The organism is Flavobacterium sp., assembly GCF_050696275.1.
Taxonomy (GTDB): Bacteria; Bacteroidota; Bacteroidia; order Flavobacteriales; family Flavobacteriaceae; genus Flavobacterium.
Window position 1 is genome coordinate 1 of the sequence record NZ_JBOGUT010000030.1, and the last position, 23,129, is coordinate 23,129.

Annotated in this window: 19 protein-coding genes and 1 tRNA gene; 14 read left to right on the forward strand and 6 right to left on the reverse strand. The window is 33.0% G+C overall.

From position 1 onward, the window contains the following. Nucleotides 1–181 precede the first annotated feature (181 nt). Nucleotides 182–2,965 (reverse strand): outer membrane beta-barrel protein, encoded by a 2,784-nt coding sequence (locus ACRDEC_RS13795; RefSeq protein WP_431498941.1) that lies wholly within the window; start codon nt 2,963–2,965, stop codon nt 182–184. Between the two features lie 241 nt (nt 2,966–3,206). Here ACRDEC_RS13795 and ACRDEC_RS13800 point away from each other — a divergent pair, with 241 nt between their 5' ends. Further along, nucleotides 3,207–3,521, forward strand: coding sequence for a hypothetical protein (locus ACRDEC_RS13800; protein ID WP_431498942.1), 315 nt, complete (start codon nt 3,207–3,209; stop codon nt 3,519–3,521). A gap of 106 nt (nt 3,522–3,627) precedes the next feature. Here the strand turns inward: ACRDEC_RS13800 and der are convergent, their stop codons facing one another. Both der and era read right to left on the reverse strand, forming a co-directional pair. After that, nucleotides 3,628–4,938 (reverse strand): ribosome biogenesis GTPase Der, encoded by a 1,311-nt coding sequence (gene der, locus ACRDEC_RS13805; protein WP_431498943.1) that lies wholly within the window; start codon nt 4,936–4,938, stop codon nt 3,628–3,630. A 188-nt stretch (nt 4,939–5,126) separates the two neighbouring features. Next, the gene (gene era / locus ACRDEC_RS13810; RefSeq protein WP_431498944.1) at nt 5,127–6,008 is read right to left on the reverse strand and encodes a GTPase Era; all 882 of its coding nucleotides are present in this window, start codon (nt 6,006–6,008) and stop codon (nt 5,127–5,129) included. 246 nt (nt 6,009–6,254) lie between these two features. Here era and ACRDEC_RS13815 point away from each other — a divergent pair. Next, nucleotides 6,255–6,327, forward strand: a tRNA-Met gene (locus ACRDEC_RS13815). Here the strand turns inward: ACRDEC_RS13815 and ACRDEC_RS13820 are convergent. From ACRDEC_RS13820 to ACRDEC_RS13830, 3 genes are all read right to left on the reverse strand, one after another. Then, the gene (locus ACRDEC_RS13820) at nt 6,287–7,939 is read right to left on the reverse strand and encodes a recombinase family protein (protein ID WP_431498977.1); all 1,653 of its coding nucleotides are present in this window, start codon (nt 7,937–7,939) and stop codon (nt 6,287–6,289) included. The genes ACRDEC_RS13815 and ACRDEC_RS13820 overlap by 41 nt on opposite strands. A 10-nt stretch (nt 7,940–7,949) precedes the next feature. Next, nucleotides 7,950–8,210, reverse strand: coding sequence for a hypothetical protein (locus ACRDEC_RS13825; RefSeq protein WP_431498945.1), 261 nt, complete (start codon nt 8,208–8,210; stop codon nt 7,950–7,952). 626 nt (nt 8,211–8,836) lie between these two features. Further along, nucleotides 8,837–10,543 (reverse strand): helix-turn-helix domain-containing protein, encoded by a 1,707-nt coding sequence (locus tag ACRDEC_RS13830; protein ID WP_431498946.1) that lies wholly within the window; start codon nt 10,541–10,543, stop codon nt 8,837–8,839. 517 nt (nt 10,544–11,060) lie between these two features. Between ACRDEC_RS13830 and ACRDEC_RS13835 the strand changes: the two genes are divergently transcribed. From ACRDEC_RS13835 to ACRDEC_RS13890, 12 genes are all read left to right on the forward strand, one after another. Next, entirely contained in the window at nt 11,061–11,762 is a 702-nt protein-coding gene (locus tag ACRDEC_RS13835) for a hypothetical protein (RefSeq protein WP_431498947.1), read from the forward strand. A gap of 332 nt (nt 11,763–12,094) precedes the next feature. Then, nucleotides 12,095–12,937, forward strand: a complete 843-nt coding sequence (locus ACRDEC_RS13840) for a helix-turn-helix domain-containing protein (protein WP_431498948.1) — start codon at nt 12,095–12,097, stop codon at nt 12,935–12,937. Between the two features lie 84 nt (nt 12,938–13,021). Continuing rightward, a complete protein-coding gene (locus ACRDEC_RS13845) occupies nt 13,022–13,867 on the forward strand; it encodes an RteC domain-containing protein (RefSeq protein WP_431498978.1) in 846 nt (281 codons plus the stop codon). A gap of 246 nt (nt 13,868–14,113) precedes the next feature. Beyond that, the gene (locus ACRDEC_RS13850; RefSeq protein WP_431498949.1) at nt 14,114–14,410 is read left to right on the forward strand and encodes a helix-turn-helix domain-containing protein; all 297 of its coding nucleotides are present in this window, start codon (nt 14,114–14,116) and stop codon (nt 14,408–14,410) included. Between the two features lie 101 nt (nt 14,411–14,511). Continuing rightward, complete coding sequence (locus ACRDEC_RS13855) at nt 14,512–15,951, forward strand: DUF4099 domain-containing protein (RefSeq protein WP_431498950.1); 1,440 nt, start codon at nt 14,512–14,514, stop codon at nt 15,949–15,951. Between the two features lie 17 nt (nt 15,952–15,968). Beyond that, on the forward strand, nt 15,969–18,044 hold the full coding sequence (locus ACRDEC_RS13860; RefSeq protein WP_431498951.1) for a DNA topoisomerase: 2,076 nt from the start codon (nt 15,969–15,971) through the stop codon (nt 18,042–18,044). A 189-nt stretch (nt 18,045–18,233) separates the two neighbouring features. Next, nucleotides 18,234–19,886, forward strand: a complete 1,653-nt coding sequence (locus ACRDEC_RS13865; protein ID WP_431498952.1) for a hypothetical protein — start codon at nt 18,234–18,236, stop codon at nt 19,884–19,886. 103 nt (nt 19,887–19,989) lie between these two features. After that, nucleotides 19,990–20,586, forward strand: coding sequence for a hypothetical protein (locus ACRDEC_RS13870; protein WP_431498953.1), 597 nt, complete (start codon nt 19,990–19,992; stop codon nt 20,584–20,586). Nucleotides 20,587–20,588: 2 nt separating this feature from the next. Continuing rightward, nucleotides 20,589–21,158: a hypothetical protein gene (locus ACRDEC_RS13875; RefSeq protein ID WP_431498954.1), complete on the forward strand. Its 570-nt coding sequence runs from the start codon at nt 20,589–20,591 to the stop codon at nt 21,156–21,158. A 12-nt stretch (nt 21,159–21,170) separates the two neighbouring features. Then, nucleotides 21,171–21,581, forward strand: coding sequence for a lipocalin family protein (locus tag ACRDEC_RS13880; RefSeq protein WP_431498955.1), 411 nt, complete (start codon nt 21,171–21,173; stop codon nt 21,579–21,581). Between the two features lie 249 nt (nt 21,582–21,830). Beyond that, the gene (locus tag ACRDEC_RS13885; protein WP_431498979.1) at nt 21,831–22,022 is read left to right on the forward strand and encodes a topoisomerase C-terminal repeat-containing protein; all 192 of its coding nucleotides are present in this window, start codon (nt 21,831–21,833) and stop codon (nt 22,020–22,022) included. Nucleotides 22,023–22,171: 149 nt separating this feature from the next. Beyond that, nucleotides 22,172–23,119, forward strand: a complete 948-nt coding sequence (locus tag ACRDEC_RS13890; protein WP_431498956.1) for a hypothetical protein — start codon at nt 22,172–22,174, stop codon at nt 23,117–23,119. Nucleotides 23,120–23,129 lie beyond the last annotated feature (10 nt).

Genomic DNA, 23,129 nt, shown 5'->3' on the forward strand with positions numbered 1-23,129 from the left:
CTACTTGCGAAATAACAGCTAATTTAAAGCCCAAATTATAATCGCGTTGACTACGCTTTTCTGCGCTGTTTTCTGATCTATTCATAATAAGTCAATTTTATGTCAACTTATTTCAGGACGGGACATACCCATAAAAAAAGCTGTTCTCAATGGAACAGCTTTTTTATTTCAAATAAATCAATTAGTACATACCTCTACCCGATCTTGAAGACTTTTCTTTACCTGCAAACCTCTCAATCTTATACGTTAAAGAAAACATCAGATAACGCTTTAAAACAGTATTTTCCTCATCTCTGATTGTTGATGGAGCTATTGTTCGTATTGTGCTCTGATTCTGATTCAGCACATCATATACTTTTACTTTCGCAGTCATTTTTTTATCAAAGAAATTGTACGCCAAACTAGTATTCCATAGGTAGAAATCTTTCTTAAAACCATCCGCAATATTTGAATTATAAGTATATCCGAAATCATTTCCAAAAACCCAGTTTTTAGGCCAATAGTTTGTGGTTTGAATGTTAAACTGATGTTGGTAAGTTGATGCTGAGCCTATACTGAAATTGGTGTATTTTGTAGTATTGTAAGTGTAATTATACGAAGGATTTATTGTCAGCAATTCTCCATATTCATAGGTAAACATACTTCTTAACCTGAGTCGAACACCAAAAGCATCATACATTTCATTGTTGGCAAATCCTTTCGACATTGAAAAATTTGCTCCCGTTCCAGCGCTAAATTTGAAAGTATTTGCCTCTTTCTTAATCGTTTTATTCCAGTTGAGGCCTGACCAAGTGTAATACGTATCTTCTACGTTTTTATACGTTGTGGTTCTTTTTGCGTTATTCCCAAAAGTTGTAGAAGGAACCACTTGACTGTCGTAATAATTCCCACCAAAATAAAAACTATACCCCGAACGCGTTGCATTGTCAAAATTTCTAAAACTAAAATAAAGGTAATGGTTTTTGTTAAGGTCTAAATTCGGATTTCCAATAGTCGTATACAATGGATTAGTTAAATCTTCAACCGGTAAAACCTGGCTTGCAGAAGGAAGCTCTGATTCATATCTGTAATTTAACCATATAGATTTCGATTTACTTATTTTATAATTGAAAGTTGTACTAACAAATGGCAGAACAAATTCCTTGCTTAAGTTGGTCAGGCTTCCAAGATAGAAAGAGTGGTTATCAAATTGAATTAGCGAAGTTCCTGTAGTTAAATAGAAATTGAATTTTTTCTTTTCTATATTAAAACCAACATTAGGCTTGAAAGTTTTTGCTGTAGAAGAAATATCATTTGTCAAATTCTCATTCACATCTGAATACGACTGAGTAATTTCGTCATAATCGAATGCTTTTCTGTTCTCAGAAGATTTAATCCAATTATAATTCATCCCTACCTGAACACTTAAAGAATCCTTCAAAGGTTCCGAATAATCGAAATCGAGCGTATAGTTATCTTTTAAATTTCTACTGTTTCGAATTTGATTTCTGATATCGTCAGGATCTGTACCCTGATGAAAAATTGTAGCCGATTGATTTGAAGCAAAAACTTCGTCTTTTTTATTATCGTTCGTTAAGGAAAAATTTAAGTAGCGTCCTCTTTTGTTTAATGATTTATTGAAAACGATTTCACTGGTAAAGCCATCACTTCCTTTATCATTGAATGTCGAAGAATTACTTTCATTTAACAAATTATTATTTTCATCTCTGGATGATTGAAACATTACCTCGTTGTACTTGCTCTTTGACTTAGTGAACTTCGGTATAAACGAAAGGGTAGTCGTCGAGTCAATTTTATATTCAAATTGAAGGTTTGCATTATGAACATAGGCTTCCGTTTTAGTATTCGAGTTAGATTCGGTTGTAAAATCACCAGCTGGTAAAAAATTAATTTGCTTGACCCGATTGTTATTTTTAGTGTTTTGATTATTGAAAAAATAACTTCCATTGGTTTCAAAACCTTTGGCCCATTCATCAGAATAGTTAATTCCAACCATATCCGAATGGGTTATTCCTGCGCCGCCTCCAAAACGCATTCCATTCAAAGAAAATCCCCCATTTTCCGTATAATACATAGAAGTATTGCGGCCGCCACCCATATTATCAAATATCTCATCCATAGAGAAACCTGTTGAATTGATATTATTGGAAGAAGCCAAAACACTTATTTTTCTTTTATTCTTAAAATAATTAACCAGGCCACTGCTTTCATAACGCTTGTCTGAGCCATGCCCGGCCATAAATTTTGCAAAAAGCCCTTTGTTCTTATTCTCATCAATCGTAAGGTTGATACTGGCATTATCGGAACTTGCAGCCTTGCCTGTCAATTCTTCTTTTTTGGTTTTAGTATCAGTAATTTGGACTTTTTTAATGATTTCAGAAGGCAAATTCTGTAGTGCAACCTTCCCATCTTTATCAAAAAATGGCTTTCCATTAACCAAAATCTGATTCACCTCTTTACCATTTACAGTAATTTTCCCATCGGACCCAACTTCTACACCAGGTAATTGTTTAAGTAAAGTTTCCACATTTGAATCCGGTCTGACTTTAAACGATGCCACATTAAATTCCAAAGTATCTTTTTTGATACGAACAGGAGGCGCTTCCGATCTAACAACAATTTCTCCCAGCATTTGTGAGCCTTCTATAATCGCAACAGTCTCTAAATCGATTTCTGAAGCAATTTTTTCAATTTGTTTTTTATAATCACTAAAGCCAAGAGCAGAAACTTTAAGCAAAGTAGGTTTATCTGTAAGTTTTGTTTTCAAAGAAAATAATCCATTACGGTCAGTAATAGTATAATCAATAACTGTTGAATCCTTCACATACGAAAGATATACGGTTGCTGACTCGATTGGTAATTTGGTTTCAGAATTGATCACTTTCCCTTTAAGTCGGGTGGTAGTTTGTCCGAAGGAGATAATACTAAAGAATAAAAAGGCAAAAAGAAGGGTAAATTTTGGCATAAAAATTAGCAGTAAGTTATAAATATAATTGCCGCAAAATAAAGTTTTAAAAATGTAAGAAAAGACGATGTTAGTAAATCTTTAACAGTCTATTTCTCTCCAATACAAATAGCACTATAAACCTCTGAAAACCTTAGCTTTTACATATTTATTCCCCAGATAAGAACCACTTCTTAAGAACCAATACTGTAGTTAAGCATTCGAAAATCTTCAGTTAAACGACCATTAACATCTTAATTTATTGAAAAAAAAGCATTTTTCCTGTTTAAAAAAGGGTGCAATTCCCCCACCACAAACAGGTTTTATCCTAACTATTTTTTTATCCGAAGGTGCCGGAAATGTAAAAGACACGTTCCATTTGGTTACCAAAGAAGAAGCAAAGCAAAGAGAAGGATTGTTACTTTATAGAAAGAGAACAGATGCAAATGGAAATTTTGAAATTGAGATTGATGAAAAATACATGGGATCTGATTTTGATATCGATTTTGTGTGCGGTTCCCAGGAACAAGAAAGCATAATGGAGACTTTGGAGATTCTGACGGCAGCTCTCCTTTAGAGCAAATTTTCTTCTATGACATTTAAATAATGATCATTGAATAAACAAAAAAAGCAACATTTCGATTTTGAAATGTTGCTTTTTTATTAGGATAAAAAGAGACGTTTTATTTCTCTCTAATATAAATATCTATCGGAACTCCTGAAAAATCCCAATTTTCACGGATTTTATTCTCCAGGAAACGTTTGTAAGGTTCCTTAACATATTGTGGTAAATTAGCAAAGAACACAAACTGAGGTGTTGGTGTTGGCAACTGCATACAATATTTAATTTTCACATATTTTCCTTTCAATGCCGGTGGTGGCATATGCTCGATAATTTTCAACATATAGTCATTGAATTTTGATGTTGAAATTCTTTGACTTCTGTTTTCATGAACTTGAACCGTTGCTTCCAGTGCTTTTAGCAAACGTTGTTTTGTTAATGCAGAAACAAACAAAATCGGCACATCAGTAAAAGGCTGTAATTCCTCACGGATCTTCGCTTCATAATCACGGGTTGACATCGTGTCTTTTTCGACCAAATCCCATTTGTTAACCAAAATCACAACGCCTTTTCTATTTTTCTCAGCCAGCCAGAAAATACTTTGGTCCTGACCTTCAAATCCACGGGTTGCATCTATAATCAGAATACAAACATCTGCATGCTCAATGGCACGCACTGAACGCATTACCGAATAAAATTCTAAATCTTCTTTTACTTTTGCCTTACGACGGATTCCGGCCGTATCAACCAAGTTGAATTCAAAACCAAAACGGTCAAATTTTGTATCAATCGCGTCACGTGTCGTTCCTGCAATATCGGTAACCATAAAACGGTCTTTGCCAATTAAGGCATTTATAAAGCTTGATTTTCCAGCATTAGGACGACCCACAACTGCAAAACGAGGCAATTCAATTTCTTCTTTAGTAGGTTCTGGCTTAATTGGGAAAGACTCAATTAAAGCATCCAATAAATCTCCTGTTCCGCTTCCTGAAATACTCGCAAACGTAAAATAATCTCCTAAACCAAGGTTGTAAAACTCTACCGCGTCTTTTTCACGCATGGCATTATCTACCTTATTGACAGCCAATAAAACCGGCTTAGTCACTTTACGAAGCAATTTCGCCACCGTTTCATCCATGGGTGTGATGCCTTCTTCTACATCAACTACAAAAATGATTACGTCAGCTTCATCAATAGCCAATTCAACTTGTTTGCGGATCTCACCTTCAAAAACATCATCTGAACCTTTTATATATCCACCTGTGTCAATTACCGAAAACTCTTTTCCGTTCCATTCGCTTTTGCCGTAATTACGGTCACGGGTTACCCCTGAAACCGAATCCACAATCGCTTCTCTTCTCTGTATCAACCTGTTAAAAAGTGTCGATTTCCCTACGTTAGGCCTTCCTACAATGGCTACAATGTTATTCATAATGCTTTTGAAATATTTATTCCCTTGTTCCACCTTTTCAGAACCCGGGGTGCAAAGGTAATCTATTATTTTTGAATGTACTATCCGTTTTTGCGTGAAGGATAGTAGTGTAAATCCTTTGTTGCCTTTCTTTTGGCAACAAAGATTGAAACGAATAGCCTGACCTTTAGGTCATGCCCAAATCTAAATTATTGGTTGTAACCGAATCGTTTCAGCATATTCGCATTGCTTCTCCAGTTCTTATTTACTTTTACATAGAGTTCAATATGGATCTGCTTTCCGAAAAACTTCTCTAAATCGGCACGGGATTCCATACCTACTTTTTTCAGAGCGGCGCCTTTATGGCCAATAATAATTCCTTTTTGTGTATCGCGTTCTACCATAATAAGGGAACGGATTCTGATAATATCTTCGTCTTCAAAAAATTCTTCAGTCACTATTTCTACTGCGTATGGAATTTCTTTGCTGTAATTGATCAGGATTTTTTCACGGATCGTTTCGTTCACAAAAAAACGTTCCGGCTTGTCCGTTAATGCATCTTTTGGATAAAAAGGTGGCGAAAGCGGCAACAATTCAATGATTCTGGCAAAAACCTCTTTTACATTAAAATCCTGCAAGGCCGAAATTGGGAAAATCTCCGCATTAGGCACTTTTTCAGTCCAGAAAGTCACTTGTTCTTCCAGTTGCTCCTGATTCGAAGTATCAATTTTATTCAATAATAACAAAACAGGTATTTTAGCATGTATGATTTTATTGAAAAAAGCGTCGTCTTTTAGTTCCTTCTCTCCTATTTCAACCATATAAATTAAAATGTCCGCATCTTCGAAAGCCGATTTCACGAAATTCATCATGGATTCCTGCATTTCATAAGCCGGTTTAATAATACCTGGCGTATCCGATAGAATTACCTGAAAATCATCTCCATTTACAATTCCAAGGATTCTATGACGTGTTGTTTGTGCTTTTGAAGTAATAATAGATAATCTTTCTCCAACAAAGGCATTCATTAATGTTGATTTCCCAACATTTGGATTTCCTATGATGTTTACAAAACCTGCTTTATGTGACATTTATATCGTATTTATATTTTTACTTCGTACAATTTGACCATTGGTCTCGGGTGCAAAGGTAGTCATATCAAGTGAATAGACGAAAAAAAGAATTCATTGTTACTGAAAACTATTAAATTCCAATAAAACACAAATTTACAATCACCTAAATACCAGTAGTTTGCAATTAATATGCTCTTTTTTACGATTTTTTACGCTTTTTTGTTGCACGAGTCGAATTTCGTTGTATATTTGCACTCGAAACAGCGCGGGATAGAGCAGTAGGCAGCTCGTCGGGCTCATAACCCGAAGGTCACAGGTTCGAGTCCTGTTCCCGCTACTAAGAATGACCCATCAAAATTTTGATGGGTTTTTTGTTTTTTATTACCTCCCTCATACCTTGGAAATGTTGAAACTAAGCTAAAAATAAGGTTAACTTTTTCGGTTAGATACTGCCTGTTTTCTGCCCTAATTGACAATCCTTCAGGAAATACCAAGTTTTGAATTCTTATTTTGCGCTCAACATCTCCTTCTCTCCAGTATTTACTGATGTTCGAAACTTTTTCTACTACCTGATCAATATGTCTACTGTGGTTAGATATTTTTTTGGTGTTGATCATTATCTGGCTTTCAATTATCTTTAGTTCGGTCTCAAACTCAAGTACATATTTATTATACTTTTCGTCTCCAAAATTTGGGTTGTCAAAATAACGTTTGTCTAAATTCTCGATTTTAGTTTCTATATTTTTTTTCTTCTCTATTAAACTTTTCATTTCCTCTTTAGCCTCTTCATTCATAACATCAAATATTTTATTCAACTGCATTTTGAAAGGCTCTGCAAATCGGGAGTTTAATGAAAAATTTGACAAAAAACGTTCAAAAGAATCGTTCAAACCTTCCATTTTTGATTTTTGAGTAGTCAGCGCATTAAAACTGGCATTTGTACACTTTTGGCATTTGTAATAATGTGCCTTCTTTTTTCGAACCTCATAACTTGTCAGCAGGCATCCGCACTCACATCTCAAAAACCCTGTAAGTGGTCTAAACTCATTGACTTTAGCTTTAGAATATTCCTTAACTGTAACTTTATTGTCATGAGAAAGCATATCATCAATTTTCAAGAAGTCTTCCTGACTAATTAGTCCCGCCCAATTTCCTTTTACCGGCTCTTCAATTAATGAATTAACTAAGATTCCGCAGTAAAATGGATTACGCCACATAGAACTCATACCCTGCTTTGAAATAATCAAATTTAGTTTTTCGAGTTTTTGTCTGATTACAAAATCCCTTTCTCCTGCAAGTTTCCATTTCCAAGCTTTTTTTAAAATTTCTCCTTCTTCATTAATTGTAATAGATTGTGTATCCTGCATTAAGGCATAATCCCCTACTTTCTTTCCTCTCATAGTATAGCCTCTCGGAGCTTTCCCCAACCAGTTTCCTGATCTAAGCAATGCCTTCATCCCGGGAAGTGTTTTTTCTAATCTATCCATATTCTCCCTTCTAGCATCCAAGAGCTTGCTGTAAATATCTAGCTTGCTGTATTCATCATTAGTGCAGAGTCCTGATGAAGTCTCAATCAAATGAACCCCAAGCTTATCTACTAGTTCGTGTACAATAGTAATAGCATTACCTCCTGTTCGGGAGAATCTGCTGATAAATTTAATGGCAATTGCGAAAGGTTTCTGCTTTGCGCTTTTAACCTCCTCCAATAATTTTGTAAACTCTTTTCTTGTGAAATCTCCTGAAGCACTTTCATAAGTACCCCCAAGTATATTTTTAAGTGTATATCCATTCTTAGAAGCAAACTGCACAATTTCACTACGCTGTTCTTCCAAACTATTATTTACTAACTGTAGTTTAGAGCTTACTCTAGTGTAACCCCAAATCTCTTTTACCTCGATTCTTTGAGTGAGTTTTTCTTTTTGAAATTTTTTAAAATTTTCAATACTCATATTTTTAGTTTTAAAAATTATAAACTATTACTGCTAATTGAAATAGGCTTTCAATTATATTCCTCCCTTCTGATTCTGATACGGTTTCAAAACCTTTACAACTTCTTAATTCTTCAATAGTTAATTTTACCTGATTCTTTTCAGCTTTTTCCTTTTGATCGCAAAAAATGCTTTCTCTTTGTTCGAATCTTAAATCCAGACTTTTAGCCTGTGGCTTTATTAAGACTCTACCTACTGTATTTTTCCCTTTAACCTTTTCCTCATTTCCCATACTGCACCTCCAGCTTTAAAAAGCAAAAGACCATTTTGATAGTCTTTACTAATTATACATTATTACACTTATTTAATAAATGTAATAATGTATCTATGAAGCCATTGCAGTAATACTACTGTTGGTACTCTTTGTCTTTTAATGTCGTAATAACCAATACAAAATTACACGCGGGCATCTGTGATTTATACATTAAAGAGCTGTGATAGAACAGATACGAAAGGTACATTTTTTATGTCAAATAGCAATTAAAAAAAGAATTCTGTTTTTGCATAACCACGAAGTTATTAGGTAATGTTACAGATTAGGTGTTTTTATAATTTAAGCACTTAACCGACTGAAAAAGAAGATTAAATTTTAATTATTGAATAGAAAAAGAGACAACCTGCTGGTCGTCTCTTTCTTTTTTGTCTTTAAATAAGCCTTAAAATGCTTTTGCCTTATCTTAGTGTTTCAAATTAGGTCATGAAAATAAAATGGATATATAAACAAAAAATGAAGACCGAGTTAAGAAAAACTATATGATCTTTTACTGTTCTTTTTGTTTTCATATCCAATTTATGGTCCATGTGTCTAAAAACAGTCAAACTATCAATCAAAAAAACATTTTCATTATATAAGATCTTCTAATGAAAATTGACACCATCAGTCTTATCTAAATTTGTTGTTTCTTCTTTTTTAAGCTCTTGAATAAAAAAAGAAACTGGCATCCCAGTTCTAGTGAAGAATGCATTAGCAAATCTCTGCGTACTGCTAAACCCAACCTCCTCAGCTAGGGCTTTATTGGTATAATTCCTATATAATTTATCTTTTTGCAACAAAGAAATCAAGTAATCGACTTTAAGGTCATTGATGTAATCGACAAACTTTTTTTCTCTGTAATGGTAGATCACTTTAGATAGATATTTTGCATTTGAATCAAATGTAGCTGCTAATTTGACTGAAGTTAAGTCCTTTTCAAGAAATTTATTTTCTTTCTCAAATTTTTCCAATTGTCTCAAAAGTAATTTTACCTTATCCTGATTAATATCAGCAATTATATTATTCATCTGTTTTGCTTCAACTCTTGGTGTTTTACCTTTACTCATTAGCTCTTCGTACTTTTGTCTGTAAATACGTTTATTCCGAATGTTTCTGTATGATAAAAAGAGAAGAGATATAAATAGCAAGCCAATAACCAACCCTAGAATCAAATCATTGTACTTCCTTTTATTCAGAAGATTTTCTATACTTCTTTTGTCATGTAAAAGTTTTTTTGTGTCATACTCTTTATGAATCTTATTTGATAAGTACTGATACCTTCTGTCCAAAATATTATCAACCTTTAATAACTTTTGTATGTAGTAAAGCTGAAGACTTAAATTATCCTTTGATTTATAATAATTAATCATCAATTCATAATTTTCACGTAGATCCGGACGAACATAATTTTTAGCTTCAATAATATTAACTACTTTTTTAAAGTAAGGCAATGCTACTTCCTGCTCATTCAGTTGCCAATAGCTCTTACCTATATAAAAATAGCCAACAGCTTCGTTTGCAAAGTCTTCTTTTTCTTTTATAACAGATAATGAGTAGTTTATATGGTTAATCGCTTCCCTATAATTCTTAAGGGAATACTGATTTATACCTTCTGAGTGAATAAAGTATGAATCCATTGCTCTTTCAGACAATCTTTTCCCTTCGGCTAGCCCTTTTTTGTTTATATCAGAACATAAACCAAAATTTCCAATTCTGTTATAACATAATCCAAGTGAATGTATTGAATTTAAGTAACCTCTAACATCCTCATTTTCAAAATAGGCAATACATTCTCGAAATAATGCTATCGCTTCATAATAGAAACCTAAATAATATTTTATGTGGCCTATTGTATACTTTACCTTATAAATCAAGTAATTGTCGGTTGTTCTCGAAATATAATCATTCGCAATAAGGTAATTATCAAGTGCCTTTTTGTGTTCCTTTCGACCATAGTAGACAATTCCTTTTGATAAATAAGCAGAACCAATCAGACTGTTATTTTTGGATTGTCTTGCAACGAATATCATGCTATCTGAATAAACAAGCTTTAAATTATCTGATGAATAATGGAGGTAGTTTTTATATCCATTGACCATTTCCTCAAAGTTCTTCTCTGACTTCGCTTTTAGTAAAAACAATTTTAAATATAAGGACTGTTTGGTACTATCACTTCCGAATTCTTCAATGCGATCAAAAATATAATCAAAATCTTTGGATAGAAGAGTATCCGGAATTTTAAATGTATGCTCTTGAGCAAAAGACTGACTTCCCAAACACACAAACACAATAAACAGGTATTTTTTGAGCATAGGTTATGAATAAAAATGAATACTATGTAGCTATAATTAATCTTAAAAATGAAGGTATATCTGTTGTAATTGTCTCGCTAAAAACAAATCACACATATTTAAGGAGCTGATAGGAAATAATTTATTCATCAAATATAATTATCTTATAGTGAAATAGTTTTACACAAAAGTGTAGCAAAATAGAACATGTTTAGAAGAAATATAATTTAAAGGCATATTTAACTTATCTAAGATCAGTAAAACACAAACAGTATAAAAGTTTTTGCTACTCTAATTTTGGATTTAAGAGAAATATGAAAAAATATTTTTAGAAAGAAAAGCAGTGTGGATTTTCGGAAAATCCATACTGCTTTTTCGGAAAATCCAAAATGCTTGTGTTGTGCAACTCAAATGTGGCTTCTAGCTTTGTTCCGAATTCAAAAGCAAAATGTTTGGCATCGTGCCAAATAAAAGTTCTGCTTCTCGGGGAAAGAACTGGTGAAATAAAAGTAGCCGGTCATCTTTAACAAATCTAAACATGAAAAATTTATTACTATGGACAAGTATTATTACAATCCTATCTATTGCTTGCACAAATGATTCTGCAACTGAAATTGAGTTTGAAAAAATCAATTATCAAAAAGCATCAACTTCCAAAGCGGATAAATCGAATGTGCCCATTGTAGATCAAAACTCACTAAAAATTGCAATCAACACTCTAATTGATCAATTTTATGATCAAAGCAATTTCAGTGCAATATCTCTTTATTCCATTAATCAAGTTATCCATCCAACAGCAAACCCTACAATAATATTATATGCAGGAAATTTAAATCTTTCAAAGTCTTCAATTGCTTCAATCAGGAGTATTGCTAACCAATCACCAAGTACCCTTAATTTGAATGTAGAAAATTCAGCTATGTCATCCACTGCAAAAAGCAGTTTGTCCATTTTCGTTAAACATATGATGCAGTTCAGCAATGGTGACTATGATGGTATTCTAGCGTCAATAGAATCTTATGAATGTGAGATATCTAGTAGCCCTTATTATACTGAAGAAGATAAAGCCATTATGCTTACTATAACATCGATTGCAAACTCCTCACTTTTTTGTGAAAGAAAACGTAAAGATAAAGATTGGGAAACAGCAGTTGGTAACAAACCTGAAGATTTTATCCCTACAGATGAAGCTACTTTTAGAACAGTACGATTGGCCCTGCTCTCAGGAATTATAGAATAACTTACAAAAAAATTAATCATGTATTTAACAGCAGTAGCGGAAAAAAAGATAATAATCATATTTTGTTTATTTCTAATTCTCCTGAATCTTACAGCTCTTTATTTCATAATGGATCTTTTAAGTTATGATGAAATGATTGGATATTTATCCATGGATGAAATAAAAAGTCACAAAACCCGACCTATAGCATTTCTCTTCTTGGCCGGTACTTTTGCAAATTTACTATTCGTTTCCATTTTCTTGATGAGAATATTAATGTTTAGCCGTCTCAGTTTGGATTAAGCTAATTTAAAGAAGCTATACAAATATTTTTCCCATAAAATGCAAAAGATATGCTACATAAAGATTTGGAAATAGAAGTTCTGATTTATGAAAAGTTTCCCTCTAAACTTGCACTTGAACAGCATTTCACTGGGAGTCGTGTTATTTTACTGCTCGTAAGATCTGGATTAATAAATTTAAAGGGAAATCAAGTTCATTATTCTTTAGGACAAAACGAACTCCTAGTAATTCCGATTGCAACTGCTTGTGAGATTTTATCAATGAGTAATGCATTGCAAGTTACTTTACTGACTTTTACACAAAGTTTTATTTTTAAAAACAGTATACGAAAACCAAACATAGGTTTTTTCGAGTTCTTTGTTACAAAACTTCCTTCGAAGGTAAGCCTGCAAGATGACGATACCGCTTTATTAGAAGATTTATTTTCGATACTGGCAAATACTAATTATAAAATAGAGAAGTATCCTTTCTATAAAGAAGTAGTGATTTTGGGTTTCAATATTTTATTTTATGTGGTTGCTTCACTATACAACAGTTCTTCCTGGTCTTTAAAAGAAAGATATTCCAGAAAAGAAAAATTAGTTTTTCGCTTTTTAGAAATTTTGAATCTGCATTGTATCGAGCAACACAATGTAAAATTCTATTCGAATACTTTACTTATTTCAGAAGGTCATCTTAGCAAAGTGGTTAAAGAGATAACTAATAAGACAATTAAAGAGTTTATTATAGAAGCGATTACTGTAGAAGCAAAAATTATGTTGCAAAATAGCGACTTAACAATTTTGCAGATTGTTGAGGAATTACATTTTAGTAGTTCCTCTTCTTTCAGCAATTTTTTTAAAAAGTCTACCTCTATGTCTCCTTCTGAATATCGATTAAGATTAACATTGTGAATAGTTAATTACGAGCCAACAAATTATTTAAAAGAAGAAATAATATGAATGAATTAAATATTCGATTTATTGCTTAATATGATAATGGAGTCCACTTATAAAGATGCTCTTTACAGTATTCTGAAAAAAGAACAGGAAATAAGCCTGGAATCGGTACATATTATTGATGAATCCTATCGGATGATTATTTTCCTTCAAGAGTTGCTTTCAAATATAAAAAAATATGTTCTAGAGCATCATTTTACAGAGGAAAACGAAGAAATCGAATTCTTCAGGATCATTAAACCGCAGATACTTGGAAAGTTAATTTACTACAACAAAGTTTATAGAATAGAAACTTCCTGTCCAGTAAATAATGGAAAGATGTACTATAAATATTTTTCCAATGAATTACAGCAATTAAAAAATGATTATAAAGAACATATCTGCAATTCTGATTTTTATCGTTATTATCGTTCAGGAAGGACTGATAGGGATCACGATTTCTTCAGATTAGGAAAAATAAATCTCAACACAGGTTTGAACAGTTTTATCTTTGAAGTTGACACCCAATTCTCTACTTATTACGATTACAAAATTTCTCGTATTATAGCCGATGAACTACTTTATAATTATTTGATTATTAAAATCAATCCCGTTGATAAGCCAGACATAATTTTAAAGAATACAGAATCAACCAAAGATATTTTTTGGACTGAATCGAAAAATGCAATGATTGAATTAATATATGCTCTATATGCTTCTGGTGCGATTTCCCATGGTAAAATTGGAATCCGTAAAATTAGTTCCGTTTTTCAAATATTATTTCGCACTGAATTAGGGGATATTCATCATGCTTTTCATCGTATGAAAGACCGGGCTGGTAATCGAACTTTATTCCTAGATCAACTCAAATCTTCTCTTGAGCAATACATGGATAAAGATCTTTAATAACTACAGAATCGAAGCAATAAGAGGTGGTGTTTATTACATCACCTTTTTTATCTATACCCATTTCTGTACATTGGCAAAAACTAGCAAATTTTCCTGTCTTACTACAAAAAAAGCAATGAAACCTGAAAAAATCTGAATTTATAAATTATAAAAAAAGTCATATGCAATTGGCAAAACTTGGCATAAAATCTTATAAATGCTTTACAATTTTGTATTTGTTAATAATCAAGAAAAATTTCTATTATGAATATCGACAGAATGGAATTTATAGCATGGATGGAACGTATAATGGAGCGTTTCGATATACTTGGCGAACGATTTGAAAATGCACATAAACAAAAGACAGCTATTGATGGAGAAGAGCTGTTGGACAACCAGGATCTTTTCATGATGTTGAAAGTGAGCGCGAGGTCTTTGCAACGTTATAGATCCTCCGGCAAACTTCCATATTACACTATTAGTGGCAAACTTTATTACAAACTATCCGACGTAAACCAATTTATTCGGGAAAGTTTTTCAAACTCACAAAAAAATAAATAAAGACAATGCCTGACAAATAAGGCCAAATGGAGACTTAGTAATCCTAACTGTTTAATCTTGATTTACTTTCGACATAATTTTAACCAAATAAGAATAAAATTATGATCGAACAAGATATAGTTAAAATAGAATCCCCGGAGCAACTTACAGATATTCTCTTAGTGTTTGATAAGGAAAAAATGAAAATTGAGGCAGTAAAAGGAATTGATAAAAATGGAGAACTAACAACGACAGCGGTTAATAAAAAGAATCAAAATCAGTTCATGCGGGTAGATAAGCAGGGAGATATCTTCTCCAATTTCTTTTCCAATTTTCTAAACCAGCTGCAAAACCCCACCCGCTTCGAGTTTTTTAAAGTCCCCAAATTATTGTCTGTTAAAATTGCTAAAGAGATGCAGCAACACATAAACAATCCTACACCAGAAGGGGAAAAAATTATGAAAGAGCACCAAGTTAAGATTGAATCAATAAAAGAGAATAACAACGAAAATATAGATACTATGGAAACAGCAGAAAAAAAACAGGAAGCAAGCGAATATCGTTTCAAACCGGAAGATATTGATTGGGACACAATGTCTAATTTGGGACTGAGCAAAGAAAAACTCGAAAAAATGAATTTGCTGGACCCATTGTTAAAAGGTTATAAAACAAATGAACTTGTTCCAATCAGTCTAAATTTAGGAACAGCCATTACTAGACTAGATGCCCGACTATCCCTCCAAACTTCTGAAGATGGCAAGGTTGTGATGGCAATTCATGGCATACGAAAAGAACCACAACTGAACTTTGCTTTTTTCGGACATGAATTCAGCAAGGAAGATAAAGATAATCTACTTAAGACCGGCAATATGGGTCGTGTAGTCGACCTCACTGTTCTTAAAACAGGTGAGCAAACCCCATCAATCATTAGTGTAGACAGGCTTACAAATGAACTAGTAGCCCTACGCGTTGATAAAATAAAAATACCAGAAGAAATAAAAGGAGTTAAACTTAACGATGAGCAAAAACAAGCATTAATGGATGGTAAACCACTTCTCATTGAAGGAATGGTTTCAAAAAAAGGAGAACCATTTGATGCCGTGGTCCAGTTCAATGCTGACAAACGATATGTGGAATTCCAATTCGACAGAGCCAATAAAACTAATCAAACTCAACAACAAGAACAAAACCAGGAAGCTCCGAGAGTCATACGAGGTAAAGAACTAAATGAAAAACAGTTTGAAGATTTTAAAGAAGGGAAAACTATTTTTTTAGATGGTTTGATAGATAAGAAAGGTAAGGAATACAAAGGTTATTTCACATTCAACAGCGACAGTGGCAAAGCAGATTTTTCTTTTAGCAATCCAAATAGTGCGAAGGTTCAACCAGCGGAAGAGCATAAAACACAGACTGCTGTTAATTCCGAAGGTAAAACCAATGAATCTACCAAAAAAATCAATGAACCATTAAAATCCGCACAAAAAGAGCCTGATACCCAAAAACAACAGCAAGAACAAGAGGCGGACAGTACGCCAGCAAAAAACAGAGGCAGAAAAATGTAACCTAAAAAACCTGAGATATGAAAGCAGTAATTGCCGAGAAGCCGAGTGTAGCCCGTGAAATAGCTGCATTATTAGGCGCATCAGATAAAAAAGAAGGTTTCTATATGGGAAATGGCTATAAGGTGACTTGGGCACTAGGGCATTTGGTGGGATTGGGTATGCCTGATGATTATGGAATTTCAGGTTTTCAGAAAGAAGCCCTGCCTATTCTACCCAATCCTTTTTTATTAAAAATACGCCAGATCAAAAAAGAGAAAAAATATGTTACAGACATGGGTGCTGCAAAACAGCTTAAAATCATCGGAAAGATCATCAACAGCTGCGACAGCATTATTGTGGCTACCGATGCCGGACGTGAAGGGGAATTGATTTTCAGGTACATCTACGAATACCTACAATGTATGAAACCTTTTGAACGTCTATGGATTAGCTCACTTACTGAGAAAGCCATCAAACAGGGATTTGATAACCTGAAACCAGGAAGTGATTTTAATGGTTTGTATCTGGCCGCACGTGCTAGGAGTCATGCCGATTGGCTTGTAGGAATCAATGCCTCTCAAGCGTTGAGTATTGCAGCGGGAAACAGTATTTATTCTTTGGGTAGGGTACAGACGCCAACGCTGGCTTTAATCTGTAAGCGATATCTTGAAAATAAAAGCTTTGCCATTGAGACTTACTGGCAGATTCAGCTGACACATCAGAAAGAGTATATCGATTTTAAAAGCCTTTCCACAACTAAGTGGACGGATAAGAAACAAGCCGAAGCTATTTTTAAATCAACTCAGAGAAGCAGAACAGCTACTGTTGCTTCAATAGAAAGAAAAACCATTACGGAACAACCACCTCTACTCTTTGATCTTACAGGTTTACAAAAAGAAGCCAATAAAAAACTGAATCTTTCTGCAGAGGAAACCCTATCTATTGCCCAAACTTTATACGAAAAGAGATTCATTACGTATCCAAGGACAGGGAGCAAATATATCCCCGAAGATCTGTGGGCTGAAATCCCAAACCTGATCCGAACACTGGAAGCAAAGACTTCTTTCAAAGATGTCCAGACCAAAATAAAATGGGGACGATTAAATAAACGTATAGTAAATAATCTGAAAGTAACGGATCATCATGGGCTGCTGATTACTGACAAAACCCCGTCGGCCTTATCTGCTAAGGAAAATGCTGTTTATGACATGATTGCACTGCGTCTGTTAGAATCACTTTCTGAAGCTTGTACAAAAGAAATAACAGATATAACCGTACAGGTTTTACATTACGATTTTTCAGTAAAAGGTTTCAAGGTTCTTCAGACAGGATGGCGGGCAATTAGGGGCAATTTTTTTGACCAGGACAGTGAACACGCTCAGGATTTACCCGAACTGAAAGTTGGAGATGAGTTAAAAGTTAAAGATGCAATGCTACTGGAAAAGAAAACTAATCCTCCTGTCTTATATACGGAAGCTGGGCTTTTATCGGCTATGGAATCAGCCGGAAAGGAAATTAAAAGTGACGAAGAACGGAAAGCACTACTAAATATTGGAATAGGCACACCAGCGACAAGGGCTGCTATTATAGAAATACTTTTTACCAGAAATTATATTCAAAGACAAAAAAAATCTCTGATTCCAACTGAAAAAGGACTACAGGTTTTTAACCTTGTCAAAGATAAAAAAATTGCTGATGTAGCGATGACCGGTGAATGGGAACTGGTCTTACAAAAAATAGAAAATAACCAAATTGATGTCAATTTATTCCAAAAAGAAATTGAGGGTTATACAGTTTCCATCACTGAGGAGCTCCTCAATACTTCTATTGAAATTGAAAACTTACCTGTTCTTATTTGCCCCAAGTGCAAAAACAAAAAATTGCTCGTTAAAGATATACTTGTCAAATGTCCAGATGATAGCTGCAAATGGATACAGTTTCGTAATATCTGCGGTGTCCAGTTGAATCTAACAGACATAGAAAGCTTGATTAATAAAGGAAATACTTCGCTTATAAAAGGGATGATGAGTAAATCAGGAAAGAAATTTGAAGCTTATATCGTACTTAAGGAGAATGCTGAAACTGTTTTTGAATTTGAAAGAAATAGAAAATAAACAGATCTAGTAAGTTCATTCTATATGTAGGACAACTATAATTTGTATTTAATAGAAATTAACATTAATTACTGTTTAACCGTAATGTATGCTAAATTTTAACCATATATAAGATTAAGATTACTATATTATAGGATTTTGTAGTTTTTTTTATTTTGTTTTACTGAGAAATTTTAACAACTAAAAAAAATGAAAAAAATTGGAGTAATTTTATTTTTATCAATAATTGCTGTATGCTTAAATTCTTGTGAAAATGAAATTTATGAAACTGATGGCACAAATCAAAAATCATCGCAAGCAGTTACGATAAAAGATGGGCGTATGTTCTTTGAAAGCAAAGAAGCATTAGCAACAGTTTATCAGCAATATGCGGATGCTACGGATGAAAAATTAAGTGAATTTTTATTACCAAAATATGAAGCAGGTTTTTATTCATTAAGACCAATTGTTACAGAAAGTAATGAGCAGTTTATATATGACCACTACAATAAACTAAGGAATACTGACCTTTCAAAGAAAACAGCTTCAAGAGAAGAGGAAGAAGACCCATACGAATATTTAGATGATTTAGAGGATATCATTGGTGATGATGCTTTTGCTGCTTTTTTAAATAATCAGGCAGAGATTAGAGTTGGTGATGAAATTTTCAAGTATACAGATGTGGGATTATTTTTTTCCAAGCAAGAAAAGTATAATATCCTTCAGGATTATTTAGCTGGCAAAAATATTTCAACTGACCCTACAGTACCTACTTCAGACCTTGTTAAAAGAGAAGTTGAGAATGATTTCCCACAAAGTGGTGCTACAGACGTTAATGAGGATATTACATTCTTCAGAGTTCCACCTGCGCATTGTGAAGATTGTGGTAGTGGTGGTGGTGCACCAGGAGGCGGTGGTTATGTTCCCCACCCTAGCTCACCAGTTTCAACCGACCCTTCTTTTAATTCGTTCCTTGGCAATTTACAAAGTTGCGACCCCCATCCTGGAATTTTTGGTAATTTATTTGGAGATAATGATGTTTGCATTGATAAATATGAAAGTAGAAGACGTGTAAAAACGAAAGCTTTCAATTACAATTATTTTGTAGTTTACCATTTAGGTGTGAAATGTGTGCATCAGTATAAAGGATGGACAGGATTTTGGAGAGTTGAGGCCACGGATGAAGTTAGATTAGTTGTTGAAGCAGCACAATTTCAATATGACTTAAATCAATTAACTGGGAATACCGCAATCAATAACAACACTCCGGTCAAAGATTTTTATCTGAATGATCAAAAAATCACATATGCTCCAAATAGTATAAATATAGGCGGACCATATGGTTTTACATATTCCAATTTAAATCATTCAGCATTACCTAGTGTATTTCAAAATGAAGGTTCAGGGCTTACTTTTGAGTTTTTTGGTACAGGTTTACCATTTTTAGATAATCTGATTCAAAATGGTATTGATTCAAATTTAAATGCCCAAAAATTGAATGATCATTTTTATAACTTTCTTTATAGTGAAACTAAAAGCATTTTACAGAATGCATTAAGCAATACAACATACACACCACCGGCAAACAGGACTTTTGTAGCTAAATTTCCTGAAAACGGAAAACTAATTGTTCAGAAAGCAGTTGTAAATAAAGGATTAAATTGTGGTGTTCGACAAAAAACATTTGACTGGGGAGCAGAATTTAGATTTAATGCCTCTCAGGGCGGTGATGGAAGTTGGAGTATATCAGGCGGCCAGGGAAGTATAATGACAAGACCGACTGGATTCAGGGTTAAAATTATCGGTGCAGCAAAACATGGTACTGCATGGCATGGAAGCAAGTTTTCGGATGGGATTGACTAACTTATTTTAAACATTTTAAATCCTAAAAATTAAATTTTGCAAAGTATATGGGTCCAACTTTATGTTTAGTAAAAATTCATATACTTTGCTTAAACTATTTATAATGAAAAGAATTATTATATCATTTCTCGTATACCTGCTTTTTACCGGTTGCAGTTTACCAAACTATATACTCGAGAATAAGACACAAACAACAGGTTTGGATTTTAAAAAAGGAAAATGGCTATTGAATGAAGTTGATGCTCCGTATGAAGTTAAACAGAAATTAACAGAATTGGCAATAAAAGATTTTTCTTTAAATTTAAATGAGCGATTGAGTTATGTCCACTCAACCAAGGGATTATTATTGCCCAAAAATATTGGTCTTAATCCAAATAAAAATGATTTAAGTAATTTAAAAAAAGGGACGGGATTCGATTACTTCATTAATATTAAAGCGTCAACTATAAAAGATGAATTTGGTAGTTTGGATACTACTCCTCATAAACTTAATACAGGGGGTAAAAAGAAACAAAGTGCCATTGTTATAGAGGTTTATGATCTAAATCTATTAGTCATCATCTATTCACAAAAAGCAGTTGGATCCATAAGCCTACCTCAGGATAGTCATGATGTCCATTTTACTAAAACTGCCAATAGTTTGATTATAGGAGGTTATGGAAAAATAATTAATGATATTAATACCAAATCAATTAAATGATTATGAAAAGAATTATTTACTTTTTAATCCTATTTTCATTCACTCAAAATACATTTTCACAAGATGAAGCAAGTGTTGAAAAATCAATTTTTAATTTACAAACAGGTGTTCTTGGGATTTGGGCCAATAATGAGTTCAGATTAACCAGTGAGATAGCACTAAGGACTGAAATTGGGCTTGATGCCGGAGTTTTCGGTGGTGACTTTTATGAGAATAATGGATATGTTTTTGCTCCGGTTATTACAATTGAACCACGATGGTATTATAATCTTGAAAAAAGGGCCTCAAATGGTAAGAATACAAAATATAATAGTTCCAATTTCCTTACTACTTCAATCAGCTATCATCCTGATTGGTTTGTAATTTCAAATTATGATAACGTAAAAGTAGCTGATCAAATATCCATCATCCCGAAATGGGGAATAAGGAGACAGATAGCTGAAAGTAATTTTAATTATGAGTTAGGTGTTGGAATTGGTTATAGACATTTTTTTTTAAAACAGTATGGTTTCAAAAAAAATGAAGGAGAGGTAGCTTTAGATTTACATATTAGAATTGGATATACATTTTAATCTTAAAAATTCATGAAAATATATGCCGTATTAATTTTGTTATTATTTATAACTGCCTGCTCAAAAGACGACACAAAGCCAGAAGTAAAAGAAGGTACTATTTTTGGGAAATGGTATCACAAAGAAATTGTAGTAAACAATATTACATTTCCTTATGATGACCACGAACCTTGCGGGAAAGATTATATTGAGTTTTACGACACAAACAAAATTAAAAGCATTGATGTTTGGGCATGTGATGAAGATCTGGATTGGATCGGAAATTTCACAAAAAATAATAATTCACTCACTATAAATAATGGAAGCGAAACAAGAACAGTTGAAATTGTCGAATTAACCAATAATACTTTTAGTTATAAATATGATTATGACCAAGATGGAAATGGTGTCAACGAACATTATATAGAAAAATATGACCGCTAAAAGTTTCTAGAAAGATTACATATTTAAAAGTTAAATAGAATTTAAAGCAATGAAATATGTGTTTAATTATGAATTTATAGTGTATAAATTGAGAAAACATCATCAGTCGTCACCGCATAATACTGAATGATCGAAATTGAAAATTTACTTGTTCTTCACTGTCCTAAATGTAGAAGTAAGCGATTAATCATTAAAGATATACTTGTCAAATGTCCTGATGATATTTGTAAATGGGTATAATTTCGTAATATCTGCGGAGTTCAGTTGAGTATAAAAGAGATAGAAAACCTGATTACTAAAGGAAAAACTTCTCTCATTAAAGATATGAAATCTAAGTCCGGTAAAAAATTCAATGCATTTATTGTACTTAATGAAGATTGGAAAACAACTTTTGAATTTGAAATCCAGAATTCAGTATTTATACTTCAGTATAAATACTGAATATTTATCTCCTTATTGAAAATAATTTTAACATCCATTGCGGTAAAACCATAATAAATACTAAAAGTTAAAACAAGAAAGATTATACTTACTTAAAAGATTGTGTTTGTAGGATTTTTTAATTTGATTTGCATTCAATTTTATAGTAAATGCAAAACCAACCATTCAAAAATTCACTTAAGAATTTACTACTTAAGTCCATCACATTAATGTGTGTTGTGGTATCGTCGTGCAAAACTAAACAAACTACTGCCACTGAAACTGTTGAGAATAACTACATTCCTTATTACTTGAAAGTGTATGAAGCCGATAGCTTGTTTCTTACTGACAACTACCAAAAAAGCTATGAAATTCTAGATAGTCTCTTTCAAAAATTCGAACCTGTAAATATGCAAAATTTTAATGAATTTGGAATTTATATAGCTTCTTCTACTATGATTGGTAAAACAGACAATTTAGATGCCAATATCAGGAAAGCAATATTAGAATATGGTGGAATTGGATTTTCACATCCAAACTCTAGTGTGATATATACTAAGATTTCAGAACTGACTAGCGTTTCAAAAGAAGAGAGATCTCAGCTTTATAAAGATTATAAAAAAAAATTCGATTCTGAATTACATGAAAAATTAATACCAATGTATGTCGAGGATCAAGCAGCAAGACAACCAGAATTGAATATGGATCAAATGAATATTCTTCAGAAAAAACATAAAAAAGAAATTAAGGATATTATTAAAAGATATGGTTATCCTGGTTATCACTGTTTAAGTTCTTCTGCAGTCACACCTGAAGGAATTCCAGTTGATTTTACCATTCTTTTTGTGCATCAAAAAAGCAGTTTTAAGAGGAAATATGTTGATATGTTACATGATGGGCTCTTAAAAGGAGAAATATTTCCGAATGAATACGCAATGATTATGGATAAAATTTATTTAGAAGAACAAGGCAAATCATTATATGGTTACATTACTCATTATCCTCTCCTAAATCCTCACAAAATTGATTCGATAAGAAAGTCCATTGGATTACCAAAATTAGGATATGAGATGTGGGCATTTAATACTGTTTTTCCAAACCTTTCTGATAAGAACTAAAAAATTAAAA

Excerpts from the sequence above, each read along its gene's own strand:
- ACRDEC_RS13795 (WP_431498941.1), bottom strand. The coding sequence starts at position 2,965 with ATGCCAAAATTTACCCTTCTTTTTGCCTTTTTATTCTTTAGTATTATC.
- der (WP_431498943.1), bottom strand. The coding sequence starts at position 4,938 with ATGAATAACATTGTAGCCATTGTAGGAAGGCCTAACGTAGGGAAATCG.
- era (WP_431498944.1), bottom strand. The coding sequence starts at position 6,008 with ATGTCACATAAAGCAGGTTTTGTAAACATCATAGGAAATCCAAATGTT.
- ACRDEC_RS13820 (WP_431498977.1), bottom strand. The coding sequence starts at position 7,939 with ATGAGTATTGAAAATTTTAAAAAATTTCAAAAAGAAAAACTCACTCAA.
- ACRDEC_RS13825 (WP_431498945.1), bottom strand. The coding sequence starts at position 8,210 with ATGGGAAATGAGGAAAAGGTTAAAGGGAAAAATACAGTAGGTAGAGTC.
- ACRDEC_RS13830 (WP_431498946.1), bottom strand. The coding sequence starts at position 10,543 with ATGCTCAAAAAATACCTGTTTATTGTGTTTGTGTGTTTGGGAAGTCAG.
- ACRDEC_RS13835 (WP_431498947.1), top strand. The coding sequence starts at position 11,061 with ATGAAAAATTTATTACTATGGACAAGTATTATTACAATCCTATCTATT.
- ACRDEC_RS13840 (WP_431498948.1), top strand. The coding sequence starts at position 12,095 with ATGCTACATAAAGATTTGGAAATAGAAGTTCTGATTTATGAAAAGTTT.
- ACRDEC_RS13845 (WP_431498978.1), top strand. The coding sequence starts at position 13,022 with ATGGAGTCCACTTATAAAGATGCTCTTTACAGTATTCTGAAAAAAGAA.
- ACRDEC_RS13850 (WP_431498949.1), top strand. The coding sequence starts at position 14,114 with ATGAATATCGACAGAATGGAATTTATAGCATGGATGGAACGTATAATG.
- ACRDEC_RS13855 (WP_431498950.1), top strand. The coding sequence starts at position 14,512 with ATGATCGAACAAGATATAGTTAAAATAGAATCCCCGGAGCAACTTACA.
- ACRDEC_RS13860 (WP_431498951.1), top strand. The coding sequence starts at position 15,969 with ATGAAAGCAGTAATTGCCGAGAAGCCGAGTGTAGCCCGTGAAATAGCT.
- ACRDEC_RS13865 (WP_431498952.1), top strand. The coding sequence starts at position 18,234 with ATGAAAAAAATTGGAGTAATTTTATTTTTATCAATAATTGCTGTATGC.
- ACRDEC_RS13870 (WP_431498953.1), top strand. The coding sequence starts at position 19,990 with ATGAAAAGAATTATTATATCATTTCTCGTATACCTGCTTTTTACCGGT.
- ACRDEC_RS13875 (WP_431498954.1), top strand. The coding sequence starts at position 20,589 with ATGAAAAGAATTATTTACTTTTTAATCCTATTTTCATTCACTCAAAAT.
- ACRDEC_RS13880 (WP_431498955.1), top strand. The coding sequence starts at position 21,171 with ATGAAAATATATGCCGTATTAATTTTGTTATTATTTATAACTGCCTGC.
- ACRDEC_RS13890 (WP_431498956.1), top strand. The coding sequence starts at position 22,172 with ATGCAAAACCAACCATTCAAAAATTCACTTAAGAATTTACTACTTAAG.